At 38.6% G+C, this 13,226-nt stretch carries 9 protein-coding genes; 5 read left to right on the top strand and 4 right to left on the bottom strand.

Features of this window, described 5'->3' with window-relative positions; translation table 11 throughout:
* Positions 1 to 25 precede the first annotated feature (25 nt).
* Positions 26 to 904, top strand: a complete 879-nt coding sequence (locus tag B5X76_RS03505) for a hypothetical protein (RefSeq protein ID WP_079641270.1) — start codon at positions 26 to 28, stop codon at positions 902 to 904.
* Positions 904 to 1,338 carry a hypothetical protein gene (locus tag B5X76_RS03500; RefSeq protein ID WP_245800932.1) on the top strand — a complete coding sequence of 145 codons (435 nt, stop codon included), beginning with the start codon at positions 904 to 906 and terminating at the stop codon, positions 1,336 to 1,338. The genes B5X76_RS03505 and B5X76_RS03500 overlap by 1 nt, the downstream gene beginning before the upstream one ends.
* Positions 1,339 to 1,354: 16 nt before the next feature.
* Here B5X76_RS03500 and B5X76_RS03495 read toward each other — a convergent pair whose 3' ends face one another.
* Entirely contained in the window at positions 1,355 to 2,062 is a 708-nt protein-coding gene (locus B5X76_RS03495) for a DUF4397 domain-containing protein (protein WP_079641266.1), read from the bottom strand.
* Between the two features lie 242 nt (positions 2,063 to 2,304).
* On the opposite strand from B5X76_RS03495, the gene B5X76_RS03490 reads away from it, so the two are divergent.
* From B5X76_RS03490 to B5X76_RS03480, 3 genes are read left to right on the top strand one after another with little or no spacing between them, the layout of a single operon-like run.
* Positions 2,305 to 5,001 (top strand): FtsK/SpoIIIE family DNA translocase, encoded by a 2,697-nt coding sequence (locus tag B5X76_RS03490; RefSeq protein ID WP_079641264.1) that lies wholly within the window; start codon positions 2,305 to 2,307, stop codon positions 4,999 to 5,001.
* A gap of 36 nt (positions 5,002 to 5,037) precedes the next feature.
* Complete coding sequence (locus B5X76_RS03485; protein WP_079641262.1) at positions 5,038 to 5,691, top strand: outer membrane lipoprotein periplasmic chaperone LolA1; 654 nt, start codon at positions 5,038 to 5,040, stop codon at positions 5,689 to 5,691.
* A gap of 59 nt (positions 5,692 to 5,750) precedes the next feature.
* Positions 5,751 to 6,788, top strand: a complete 1,038-nt coding sequence (locus B5X76_RS03480; RefSeq protein WP_079641260.1) for a LacI family DNA-binding transcriptional regulator — start codon at positions 5,751 to 5,753, stop codon at positions 6,786 to 6,788.
* On the opposite strand, the gene uxuA is transcribed toward B5X76_RS03480, so the two are convergent.
* The 3 genes from uxuA to rpoC form a co-directional block, all read right to left on the bottom strand.
* Positions 6,781 to 7,950, bottom strand: a complete 1,170-nt coding sequence (gene uxuA / locus B5X76_RS03475) for a mannonate dehydratase (RefSeq protein WP_245800930.1) — start codon at positions 7,948 to 7,950, stop codon at positions 6,781 to 6,783. The genes B5X76_RS03480 and uxuA overlap by 8 nt on opposite strands.
* A 7-nt stretch (positions 7,951 to 7,957) precedes the next feature.
* Complete coding sequence (locus B5X76_RS03470) at positions 7,958 to 8,779, bottom strand: SDR family oxidoreductase (RefSeq protein WP_079641258.1); 822 nt, start codon at positions 8,777 to 8,779, stop codon at positions 7,958 to 7,960.
* 161 nt (positions 8,780 to 8,940) lie between these two features.
* Positions 8,941 to 13,218: a DNA-directed RNA polymerase subunit beta' gene (gene rpoC, locus B5X76_RS03465; RefSeq protein ID WP_079641256.1), complete on the bottom strand. Its 4,278-nt coding sequence runs from the start codon at positions 13,216 to 13,218 to the stop codon at positions 8,941 to 8,943.
* Between the last annotated feature and the right edge of the window lie 8 nt (positions 13,219 to 13,226).

Below are 13,226 nucleotides of genomic sequence, written 5' to 3'. Positions count from 1 at the left end.
CCGAGAAAGCATCTATACATAGACCATGAAGAGAAAAAACCCACATAGCGAGCCAATAAAAGGAAATATACTTTCCGATTCACTACGTGTCACACCTTTTTCTACTCCAGAAAATTTCTTTATTACGCAGCAGCGCTCGATAGAAGCGCAATTGGTTATTGAAAAATACAATTTACGCGCAGACTCGACCGCTTATACTGTGCCAGATTTATATTTTAATCAACTGGAAGAACAGGTCCTACTTAAAATTTCAGAAAGCAAGCTTAAGGATCAAGTCGACATGCTAGATTATCAAGTGCCCAAAGGCTATTTTGAGACACTAGAGCACTCGATTCAGAGTAGAATAATAGAAGACAAACTTAAAGATACAGTCTCTGAGACGGGGTTTAATGTCCCTACAGGTTATTTTTCGGATCAAAAAGATAATCTACAAATTAAAATTGCAGAATATAATCTAAAATCAAAAGTTGCCGAAGAAGGATTTGTTGTTCCTGAAAATTACTTTGCCTCCCTAACCGATACTATCAAAAAGGCAGCAAAACAAGTGGATGATGACAAATCTGAAGAAGCGACGATCATTTCTTTTTCAGAACGAAAAAAATGGTTTAGCTATGTTTCTACAGCAGCTGTTGTTTTTATAATCGGTATTGGTTCATATTTCGCCGTACAAAAAGGGTCTACGGAACCAACAGCTCCGGAAACTTCTTTACAAGCAAGCAATACCAATGTCAATTTACGGGATGTAAGTAATGAGGAAATAGTAAATTACCTTGCACAGGTTTATGAAGGAGAGGATCTAATTCAACTCACAAAATTTATAAATGAGGAAACCTCCAGCCAGCGTAAAATTGACAAAAGAATAGACGACGAGGATATAAAAGATTATTTAAATTACATGTTATAATGTTACGATTAAAGTATATTTTAACCACTTTTTTACTAGTATTCACTTTACACATAGTATCATTTGCACAGCAAAACAAATTTGAAGCTATTGAAAGTGAAAAAATAGCTTACATCACCAAAGAGCTAAAGATAACACCAAGTGAGGCACAAAAATTCTTTCCTATTTATAACAAATACACGGACCAATTAAAGGATTTAAAAAAAGCTAAACGCGGCGGAATTCCACAACAGGCGAACTCCTTTAACGGAGGAAGACGTGATGTAATTGCTTTTGACGCAAAAGAAGTAGAAATGAAGAAACAATACAGAGAAGACTTTGCAAAAGTCATCGGACAAGCCCGTGCTTCTCAGTTTTTTCAGGTAGAAGAAGATTTTAATGACTTATTACGGAATACACTTCAAGAGCGGCAAAAAAAAGGTCGACAAAGGTAAATCAATCCCTAGACCTTTAGAATTTAATCACCGTAAGAGAAACTTCTTCATTTTCATTGGATGCTTCTAACACACCTTTTACCATAAATGTGTAAATTGCTTTATTCTCAAGGGAAAAATCCTTCAAAATAATTTCTGGTAAGTTTGCTTTCGTATTAGTAGGAATTATTTTAAACGTAAATGGCTCTCCAGCCTTAACTTCAACAAATTCAGTCACCGTTTTGAACGGAACATCTGCATAAACAGTTTGGACGGGATTTCCACTCCACATAGTTAGCGCAGGAGCATCCTTAACCATGTTTGCCAATCTTATTTTAGCATAACCATTACGAGGACTAACTATATTATCTTTCGTGAGTATAGATTTAATGCCATTCTCGTCATATAAGAACAAACTATAAATATTTCCAGAAGCCAAAGAAACATTTTGCATGACGCGTTGGGATTCGCCCTTCGAATTCTGATTCTCAACAGTGATCGTTTTTTCACCGGGATATACATTACGATGAGGGATATATCCACCAAAAGGTAATTTTTCATTTGTCATATTCAGTCGATCCCTGTCAACTAAAAGATTTACAGCTGTAGAGTTAGGTATAGCATTAAATACCGCTAGGCCAACAAAAGAGCCCGGGCTATCATACATATATGAATCATTATCTTTAACACAGCTGTTCAAAAACAGCAAGGCAGAAAAAAGCGCAGCGATATATATATACTTCATAGTCAACTCAACAAGATACTAATTTATTTCATAAAACGGATAACATTCACCAATCGCTACAAATCAAACCTACATAAATTCGTCTTTACACATAATATAATTACGTCGTAACATAAATACGAATTTTGAAGCTCTCTTCATTCATTTAGATTCTTTTATAGAGGAAATATAAATACAATAGCAATACTGTATTTCTCCCTTTTTTTTTAATAAGTTTGTATTAGGTAAAGTATAACATTTTCATGGCGTACAAAGGCAATACATTTAAAAACAGCAGTCAAAATAGAGGTAGCAAAGAGACAAAAGAGACTGCGACAATCTCTAGAAAAAAAACACCTTCATTATTTAAATCCTTCGATAATATTGATTTTTCTGAAGGACAAAGAAAAGCGTTGAAGATACTCGGCTTATTCCTGATACTGAGCTCTTTCTTATTGGCAGTTGCTTTTACATCCTACTTATTTACTTGGAAAGAAGATCAAAGTTATATTGCCGCGACCAATGGAGGCTGGGGAACCTTATTTGATACGTCTGAAGAGCTACGTGATGAAATATCCGAACTACCTATCGTAGAGAATAAGCTAGGAAAATTGGGCGCTCTTTTAGCCAATCAATTTATTTTTGAATGGTTTGGTATCGCATCATTTCTCTTTATCTTAATACTATTTGTCGTAGGCTATAAATTATTATACAAAAAATCTATTCTGCCTGTATGGAAGACTATACTATACGCATCTGTAGGAATAATTTTCTTATCCGTGACACTAGGCTTCATCCAAGAATATATTACCGAGACGCCGCACATCTTAGAAGGTAAATTTGGCTTCTGGACAAACCAACTCCTCAATGCACAAATTGGAAAATACGGAGTCGGAGGGTTATTGATTTTCGCTTATCTTACAGCACTAATACTGATTTACAATCTGGATTTGAAATTTACGTTTCAATCCGCAAGTAAGTCTAGCGATAACCAAGAGGCAGACGAAGAAGAACTCCTATCAAGAAGGACAACAATCAAGAAAGAACCTATCATAATCCAGGAAAAAGAAGAGCAAGAAGAGGAAAATATTGACGGTGCCGTAATTGAGGTATCTAATACATTGCGAAACAGAAATACCACACCTCTGTCCACTAGCTTGAATGATAGATATGCCCACCTTCGTGAAGAACATAAAGAATCAGAACGAGAAGACCTCGACCTCGATGATCTAGAAGAAGAAAACAGTATTAATTTCGAAACCAAACCCACTTTCGAAATACCAATTCCATCGGTCGAAGATAAGTCAATAGAACTGACAGTCGATACACCTTTGGAAATTGAGACGAATAAGGAAGAAGAAGTTGAAGAACCAACGCTATTCATCGAGAAACAAAAAGAAGAAAAACCAATTTCTGCAAACGATTTGGTTGCTCAATTTGGAGAGTATGATCCAAAACTAGACTTATCCAGTTATCAACATCCTACGCTAGATTTACTAAAAGACTACGGGACAGGCAAAATCACAATCAATCAACAAGAACTAGAGGCTAATAAAAATAGAATTGTCGATACATTAAGAAACTACAATATCGAAATAGAGCATATTAAGGCAACTATCGGCCCGACCGTCACGCTATATGAGATTATTCCAAAACCAGGTGTTCGGATTTCGAAGATTAAAAATTTAGAAGATGATATAGCTTTAAGTTTAGCGGCTTTAGGTATACGTATCATCGCTCCTATGCCAGGTAAGGGTACGATAGGGATTGAGGTCCCTAACAGCACGCCCGAAATGGTTTCAATGCGTTCTGTACTAGCAACCGAAAAATTCCAAAAAACAGACATGGACTTACCTATCGCACTAGGTAAGACTATCTCCAATGAAGTATATATTGCGGATCTGGCAAAAATGCCCCACTTGCTTGTTGCTGGTGCTACGGGGCAGGGTAAATCCGTTGGGATTAACGCCATACTTACATCACTACTTTACAAAAAACATCCTGCGGAATTAAAATTCGTATTGGTAGATCCAAAAAAAGTAGAACTCTCCCTTTTCAAAAAAGTGGAACGCCACTTCCTCGCTAAATTGCCAAATGAAGAAGAGGCTATCATCACCGACACTAAAAAAGTAATTAATACGCTAAACTCATTGTGTATCGAAATGGATCAACGTTATGATCTACTAAAGAATGCACAAGTACGTAACTTAAAAGAGTACAATGCTAAATTTGTCAATAGACGATTAAACCCTGAGGAGGGTCATCGATTCTTACCTTTTATAGTATTGATCGTTGATGAATTTGCAGATTTAATGATGACCGCTGGTAAAGAAGTCGAAACACCGATTGCACGACTCGCGCAATTAGCACGAGCTGTAGGTATACACTTAGTTATTGCAACCCAACGACCATCTGTAAACATTATTACGGGGACGATCAAAGCCAACTTCCCTGCACGCTTGGCTTTTAGAGTATTATCAAAAGTTGACTCTAGAACAATACTAGATTCAGGGGGAGCAGACCAACTAATAGGTCGAGGAGATATGCTATTAGCGACAGGTTCCGACCTGATACGTATCCAGTGTGCCTTTGTAGATACACCCGAGGTAGAAGGTATTTCCGACTTTATTGGAGGACAGCGCGGCTATCCTTCCGCATTTATGCTTCCAGAGTATATTGATGAATCAGGAGAAGGTTCAGGTTCAATGGATTTTGACCTATCTGACAGAGATCAGTTATTCGAGGATGCAGCCCGATTGATCGTCATGCATCAACAAGGATCAACATCGCTTATACAACGGAAATTAAAACTAGGATACAACCGAGCCGGACGAATCATTGATCAATTAGAGGCTGCAGGTATTGTAGGGCCATTTGAGGGTAGCAAGGCCAGGGAAGTACTCTACCCGGATGAATATTCCTTGGAACAGTATTTGGAGTCATTGAGAAAGGAGAACTAACTCCACTATATGACAAATAAAAAATAAGTAATACAAATGAAGAAATTACTACTTGCATTAATCTACACGATTGTCACAATAGGAGCAATTGGGCAGACAGATCCTGCGGCGAAGAAAATGTTAAATGAAGTATCCAAGCGATATGACTCTTATAAAACCATACGCTCTGAATTCGATCTGACAGTACAGGATGCCGAAAAGAAAAGCTATAATAGCTCGGGCACTATGTATTTTAACAAGCCGAAAAAACAATATGCCATCAGACTTCCAGAACAAGAGATTATTTCAGATGGTAACACAATTTGGAACATATCAAAAGATATAAAAGAGGTACAGATCACGAATGCGGAACACGATGATAATACGATAGGCCCCAACAATTTGTTTTCTTTTTACAAAAATGGATACAAATATGTAAGTATGTCTGATGATAAATTAACAAAAAATGGAACATCAGAAACATTGCGTGTCGTGGAACTGTCTCCCATTGATACCAAAACAAATTATTTTAAAATAAAATTACGTATCAATAAAAACAATCATATACACGATGTTACAATATTTGATAAGTCAGGTAATCGATTTACCTATACCATAAAAACGTTATATCTTGGGCAAAAATTTGCTGACAGTACATTTAGCTTTACAAAAGACAAATATAAAGACTATGAAATTGTAGATTTAAGATAATCAAAGGAGGATATACCCTCCTTTTTTCATATCTTGTAAGCAAGAAGGAACCGATTATTATGGCTAAAATAACCTTAAAAGAACTCGCTCAAAAATTAAAGCTATCCCCATCTACGATTTCAAAAGCACTAAATGATAGCTACGAAATCAGTGAAGACACGAAAGCGAAAGTCAGGGAATTAGCTGAAAAATATAACTATCAGCCCAACCCTCTAGCTAAATATCTCAAGCTGGGAAAAACCAATAGTATCGGTGTACTATTACCCAGTATCCGTACACCTTTTGCCGCTCAGCTTGTACAATACCTGCACCAAGAAGCAATCCAAAATAGTTACAATATTATTTTGATGCAAAGTATAGACAAAGAAGAAGAAGAAGAAAGAGCGCTAAAAACACTCACCAATCAAGGCGTCGATGGAATAATAATTGCACCGGTCAGTGAAACCTCAAATCTATCTTTAATAGCCAATATCCATGAAAACATTTGTCCTGTAGTTATCTTCGACCGTATTCATTACAATTTGGACACACATAAGGTAGGGATAGATAACATAGAAAGTACCTATCGCGCGACAGAGGAACTTATAAAAATAAACAGGAACAGAATAATAGTATTATGTGGCCAGAATATCGGCGTGACCCAATACAGGCTCGAAGGTCATAAAAAAGCTCTGGAGGACTACAATATTCCAATTAATGAGAACCATCTTATTTACATAGACTACAGCAAGTCACTAAAAAAGATAGATGATGACCTTGAAAAAATAATCTCAGAATGTATGACATCCCAAGATGTTCCTAATGCAATAATAGGCACTACCGAGACACTGACTACGCGCGTACTAGGTGTACTTGCAGACCTTAAAATTCGTGTTCCCGAAGACATTGCTGTGATCGGCTTTTCGAATATTGAATTTGCCAACAGTCTAAATCCTGCGTTATCAACAATCCATCAACCAACTGAAGAGATGGCTAGCACAGCATTGCAATTACTTTTAAATCTTATAAACTCCAAAAGAGATCGGAGTCAGATCGAATTTCAAACTGTGCTCTTAGAAACTACTATCCAACTCCGAAAATCAACAATGCTTACATAAGAGTTATTAATCCTAACTCAAGCCCCCTTAACTCAGCCAGTCCCCGGAGTCTACCGATAGCAGAATACCCTGGATTCGTTACTTTGTTCAAATCATCCAACATCTGATGACCATGATCAGGTCTAAAGGGAATAGGTTTAATACGTTTTTGATTTTCTTCAATAAAAATTCTAAGAACTGCAGGCATATTTACATCACCATCTAAATGGTCTGCCTCGAAGAAATTACCCATGCGATCTTTCTTGACGTTCCTAAAGTGTGCAAAATGAACCCTGTGCTTCACTGCAGCAGCTATTTCGACAACATCATTGTCTACACCTGCCCCCAATGAACCCGAACAAAAACAAATGCCATTAAATGGTCGATCCACCCCATTAATTATTTTAAGATAATCTTCTTTATTACCGGCTATTCTTGGTAGTCCTAATATAGGGTACGGCGGATCATCTGGATGCAATGCCATCTGAATACCATTCGATTCGCAAACATCTTTGATCTCTCCCAAGAACCATAACAAATTACTCAAAAGCCCCTCTAATCCGATCTCCTGATACACCTTCAAACTATCTTTTAGGTCAGCTATGGATATATCCTTTTCACTAGGAATCCCCATCAGTATAACACGTGTCAGATCCTCCAACTCTGCTTCAGAGTATTTCTCGAAGCGTATCTTTGCTTCAGTTACCACCTCTTGCGAATAGTCATCGACTGCTCCCTTTCGATTAAGGATATAGATATCAAAAACGGCAAGATCTGTCCAATTAAAATAAAGTGCCTTAGCGCCATTGGGTAGTTCCAATCCCAATTCAGTCCGTGTCCAATCTAATACCGGCATAAAATTATACGTAATCACATAGACACCACAGGATGCTAAATTTTCAAGCGTTTTTTTATAATTATCGACATAATTAGTCGCATCACTACGCCTAGTTTTTATAGCCTCATGTACCGGTACACTTTCTACAACAGACCAAGTTAAGCCCGCCGCTTCAATTATCTCCTTGCGTTCCAAAATAGCCGACACAGGCCACACTTCTCCATGAGGTATCTGATGTAGGGCGGTAACGACCCCAGTAGCCCCCGCCTGTCTAATATCCTGTAAGGATACAGGATCATTCGGCCCGTACCATCTCCAGGTTTGTTCAAATCTTTTCATCATCATTATTATGTTATACGCCCGTCCAAGCGTTAAAACCACCATCAACATATACTGTTTCTCCGGAAACAAATCCTGATGCGTCACTGAGTAAATAAATCAATGTACCTTCTAGTTCAGAAGGCTCACCTAAACGCGAATAAGGTGTACCATTGACAAACCTTTGTGCTCTATCCGTATACGATCCATCTGAATTGGTCAAAAGGGTTCTATTCTGCTCCGTTAAAAATACGCCAGGCGCTATAGCGTTTACCCGTACTTTATCTCCATAACGAAGCGCTAATTCCGTAGCCATCCATTTTGTATAGCCTATAATACCATTCTTCGCTACAGTGTATCCCAATACTCGGGTAATAGCTTGACTAGACGACAGCGAACCAATATTAATAATAGATCCTTTACCTCGTTCTGCCATCACCTTTCCAAAAACATGAGTAGGGATGATAGTTCCGAATAAATTCAATTCAATAGCCTTAATAGTATCCTGAACATTGGAATCAAAAAGATCCTGGTCTGGTCCAATGGTCGCTCCTGAAATATTTCCTCCAGCAGCATTAACCAATGCGTCAACTTTACCCCATCTTTCCAGAACAGCTTGACATGCCAGCCGTATAGAACCTTCATCTAAAACATCGCCGACTAAAGCTAAGGCTTCTCCTCCTATTTCCTCAACAAGACGAACACGTTCCTGCGCCTTACCCAAATCTCTTCCAATAATGCAGACTTTAGCTCCTGCTTCTGCTATAGCTTTTACAAAATTTCTACCTAAAACACCTGTTCCCCCCGTTACCACCACCACTCTCCCAGATAAAGAAAAACGCTCTAAAATGCTCATACTTTGTTATAATTTAACACAATAATAATCAAGTTAACTAACAAAAAAGGGCAAAACAAGAGAGATATGTACGAAAACGTTTTCGTACACAAATAATTAAAAACGAAAGAGGCTATCCATTTGGACAGCCCCTTTGCTATAGCATATTTTCAAAAAGGAAATTAATCTTCCTCTTTAGAAGCTAATAACTGATCATACTCTTCGCGTGATCCAACAATGATATTGCTGTAGTGGCGAAGTCCTGTACCTGAAGGAATTAAGTGTCCAACAATTACATTTTCTTTCAGTCCTAACAAATCATCACGCTTACCGGCGATAGCTGCTTCATTCAATACTTTCGTCGTCTCTTGGAAGGACGCAGCAGAAATGAATGACTTAGTACCTAATGATGCTCTGGTAATACCTTGAAGCAACGGACTAGATGTAGCAGGGATAGCGTCACGAACTTCAACCAACTTCATGTCTTGACGTTTCAGACTAGAGTTCTCTTCACGTAGTTTACGTAAAGTAACGATCTGTCCAGGACGTAATGAATTTGAGTCTCCAGCGTCAACAACGACTTTCTTGTCATATAACGAATCGTTTTCTAACATGAAATCCCATTTGTTTGCAGCTTCTCTTTCCAAGAAACGCGTATCTCCTGGATCTTCGATATTCACTTTCTGCATCATCTGATGTACGATTGTTTCAAAGTGTTTATCATTGATCTTCACACCTTGCAGACGATAGACCTCCTGAATACCGTTAACGATATACTCTTGTACCGCAGAAGGACCTTTGATTGATAATATATCACCTGGAGAAATCTGTCCATCAGACAAAGGCATACCTGCTTTGATAAAGTCATTATCTTGCACAAGGATATGTTTTGAAAGTGGCACCAAATATTTCTTCACCTGTCCATCACGAGATTCGATCGAAACTTCACGGTTACCTCTTTTTACGCCACCTAAAGAAACAACACCATCAATCTCAGTAACCACCGCTGGGTTTGAAGGATTACGTGCTTCAAATAATTCCGTTACACGAGGAAGACCACCCGTAATATCTCGGGTTTTACCTGTAGAACGAGGAATCTTAACCAAGATAGCACCTTCTTTCAACTTTTGACCATCAGATACCGATACGTGTGCTCCAACAGGAATATTATACGAGCGAATAACTTCCCCCTTGTTATCAAGAACCTTGATCGTCGGGTTTTTAGTTTTATCACGAGTTTCGATAATAACTTTCTCCTTATGCCCAGTTTGATCATCAGATTCTTCACGGAAAGTTACACCTTCGATAATAGCATCAAACTCAACTTTACCAGCAAACTCTGAGATAATTACGGCATTATATGGATCCCAATCAACAAGCTTAGTACCCTTCTCTACCTTCTCACCTTCTCTTACATACAAATTAGATCCATAAGGAATAATTTGTTGATAAAGAACTTTACGATCTGCATTTACTACCTTGATCTCGCCTGAACGACCTAAAACTACTTGATAAGGACCTTCTTCACCTTCTTTTTCAACTGTACGAACATTCTCAAACTCGATCGTACCTTCGTATTTAGCCACAATCGTAGACTCGGCTGCAATATTTGATGCAGTACCCCCTACGTGGAATGTACGAAGTGTTAACTGTGTACCTGGCTCACCGATAGACTGCGCAGCAATAACACCGACAGCCTCACCCATTTGAACACGTTTGCCAGATGCCAAGTTACGTCCATAACAACAAGCACAAACACCGCGTTTTGCCTCACAGGTCAATACGGAACGAATTTCTAACCCTTCGATACCAGCTTCATCAATCGCCGCTGCAACCTCTTCTGTAATATCTTCATTAGCAGCTACAATCAATGCCTCTGTTTCAGGATGATAAACATCATGAAGTGGGGTACGTCCTAAGATTCTATCGTATAATGGTTCAACGACATCATCATTATCTTTCAACGCTGTAGTATAGATACCGCGAAGGCCTCCACAATCATGATCAACAACAATCATATCCTGTGCTACGTCATGAAGACGACGTGTCAAGTAACCCGCATCCGCCGTTTTCAACGCTGTATCCGCAAGACCTTTACGCGCACCGTGAGTAGAAATAAAGTATTCCAATACAGACAAACCTTCTTTGAAGTTTGACAAAATCGGGTTTTCAATAATCTCTCCTCCAGAAGCTCCAGATTTTTGAGGTTTAGCCATCAAACCACGCATACCACATAACTGACGAATCTGCTCCTTAGAACCACGGGCTCCAGAATCCAACATCATATATACAGAGTTGAAACCTTGGTTATCATTAGACAAGATATCCATCACGTGCGCTGTCAATCTATTGTTGATACGCGTCCAGATATCGATAATCTGATTGTAACGTTCGTTGTTCGTAATGAAACCCATGTTATAGTTATTCATCACCTCATCTACCTCATTAGTAGCTTGCGCAATCAATTCCGCTTTTGCAGCAGGAATGTTTAAATCTTGCAAATTGAAGGACAAACCTCCCTTGAATGCTGTTTGGAAACCAAGTTCCTTCATGTCATCCAAGAATTTAGCTGCGCGCGCCATACCAGTAGATTTTACAATCTCACCGATTACATTACGCAAAGACTTCTTCGTTAAGATCTCATTGATATAACCAACTTCTGCAGGAACAATCTGGTTAAAGATGACACGACCTACAGTAGTTTCGATAATCTGCTGCTCAATCTCACCTGTACTACCCAACGTATTGGTACGTACTTTTATCCAAGAGTGAAGATCAACTTGTTTCTCATTCAAGGCAATAATAACCTCTTCTGGAGAATAGAAGATACTTCCTTCACCTTTCATCTTGCGGGAATCATCCGTCTTACGGCCTTTTGTAATATAATAAAGACCCAAAACCATATCCTGTGAAGGTACAGTGACCGGAGAACCATTTGCAGGGTTCAAGATATTGTGAGCTGCCAACATCAAGATTTGAGCTTCCAAAATCGCAGCATTACCCAAAGGTAAGTGAACCGCCATCTGGTCACCATCAAAATCGGCGTTGAACGCTGTACACACTAATGGGTGTAATTGGATAGCTTTACCCTCTACCAGCGTAGGTTGGAAAGCTTGAATACCCAAACGGTGAAGCGTAGGAGCACGGTTTAATAATACAGGGTGTCCTTTTAATACATTTTCAAGAATATCCCATACTACCGGATCTTTACGATCTACGATTTTCTTAGCTGACTTAACAGTTTTCACAATTCCCCTTTCAATCATCTTACGAATGATGAATGGTTTGTAAAGCTCTGCCGCCATATCTTTAGGAATACCGCACTCGTGTAATTTCAAATGAGGTCCTACAACAATTACCGAACGAGCCGAGTAGTCAACACGCTTACCTAATAAGTTTTGACGGAAACGCCCTTGTTTACCTTTCAAAATATCAGATAATGACTTCAACGCACGATTTCCTTCAGTTTTCACTGCATTTACCTTACGTGAGTTATCAAATAACGAGTCAACAGCCTCTTGAAGCATACGTTTTTCGTTACGTAAGATTACTTCAGGCGCCTTAATCTCGATCAAACGCTTAAGACGGTTATTACGGATAATAACACGACGATATAAGTCATTCAAATCGGAAGTTGCAAAACGACCACCATCTAGAGGTACTAAAGGACGTAACTCTGGTGGAATAATAGGAACAATCTTAACGATCATCCACTCCGGTCTATTTTCGATACGTGTATTAGCGCCACGGAAAGCTTCCACAACATGAAGACGTTTTAACGCTTCATTTTTACGTTGTTGCGAAGTTTCATTGGCTGCTTGGTGCCGCAAATCATACGACAACTGATCTAAATCAAGACGTTTCAATAATTCCTCCAAAGCATCTGCTCCCATTTTGGCAACAAATTTCTGAGGGTCATTATCATCTAAATATTGGTTTTCTTTTGGAAGTGTATCCAAAATATCCAAATATTCTTCTTCGGTCAAGAAATCCATGTACGAGATACCGTCATCTTCTTTGATACCCGCTTGGATAACAACATAACGCTCATAATAAATGATCATATCCAACTTCTTAGTTGGAAGCCCCAATAAGTAACCGATTTTATTAGGAAGCGAACGGAAGTACCAAATGTGTGCAACAGGAACTACCAAGTTGATATGTCCCATACGCTCACGGCGTACTTTCTTTTCTGTAACTTCTACACCACAACGATCACATACAATACCTTTATAACGGATACGTTTGTATTTACCACAGTGACACTCATAATCCTTTACAGGACCAAAGATACGCTCACAGAATAAACCATCACGCTCCGGTTTGTAGGTACGGTAGTTGATTGTTTCTGGTTTAGTAACCTCTCCACTTGAACGCTCCAAAATAGTTTCTGGAGAGGCCAAACTAATGGTAATGGAAGTGAAGTTACTTTTAATTTTATTATCTTTTTTGTAAGACATACGTTGTA

This window comes from Sphingobacterium nematocida (assembly GCF_900168125.1).
In the GTDB taxonomy this organism is placed as follows: Bacteria; Bacteroidota; Bacteroidia; order Sphingobacteriales; family Sphingobacteriaceae; genus Sphingobacterium; species Sphingobacterium nematocida.
Note: the sequence above shows the minus strand (reverse complement) of the source record. Positions and strands in the feature narration are given on the sequence as shown.

Coding starts and splice junctions, on each gene's coding strand:
- rpoC (WP_079641256.1), bottom strand. CDS start 13,218: ATGTCTTACAAAAAAGATAATAAAATTAAAAGTAACTTCACTTCCATT.
- B5X76_RS03490 (WP_079641264.1), top strand. CDS start 2,305: ATGGCGTACAAAGGCAATACATTTAAAAACAGCAGTCAAAATAGAGGT.
- B5X76_RS03495 (WP_079641266.1), bottom strand. CDS start 2,062: ATGAAGTATATATATATCGCTGCGCTTTTTTCTGCCTTGCTGTTTTTG.
- uxuA (WP_245800930.1), bottom strand. CDS start 7,950: ATGATGATGAAAAGATTTGAACAAACCTGGAGATGGTACGGGCCGAAT.
- B5X76_RS03470 (WP_079641258.1), bottom strand. CDS start 8,779: ATGAGCATTTTAGAGCGTTTTTCTTTATCTGGGAGAGTGGTGGTGGTA.
- B5X76_RS03485 (WP_079641262.1), top strand. CDS start 5,038: ATGAAGAAATTACTACTTGCATTAATCTACACGATTGTCACAATAGGA.
- B5X76_RS03505 (WP_079641270.1), top strand. CDS start 26: ATGAAGAGAAAAAACCCACATAGCGAGCCAATAAAAGGAAATATACTT.
- B5X76_RS03500 (WP_245800932.1), top strand. CDS start 904: ATGTTACGATTAAAGTATATTTTAACCACTTTTTTACTAGTATTCACT.
- B5X76_RS03480 (WP_079641260.1), top strand. CDS start 5,751: ATGGCTAAAATAACCTTAAAAGAACTCGCTCAAAAATTAAAGCTATCC.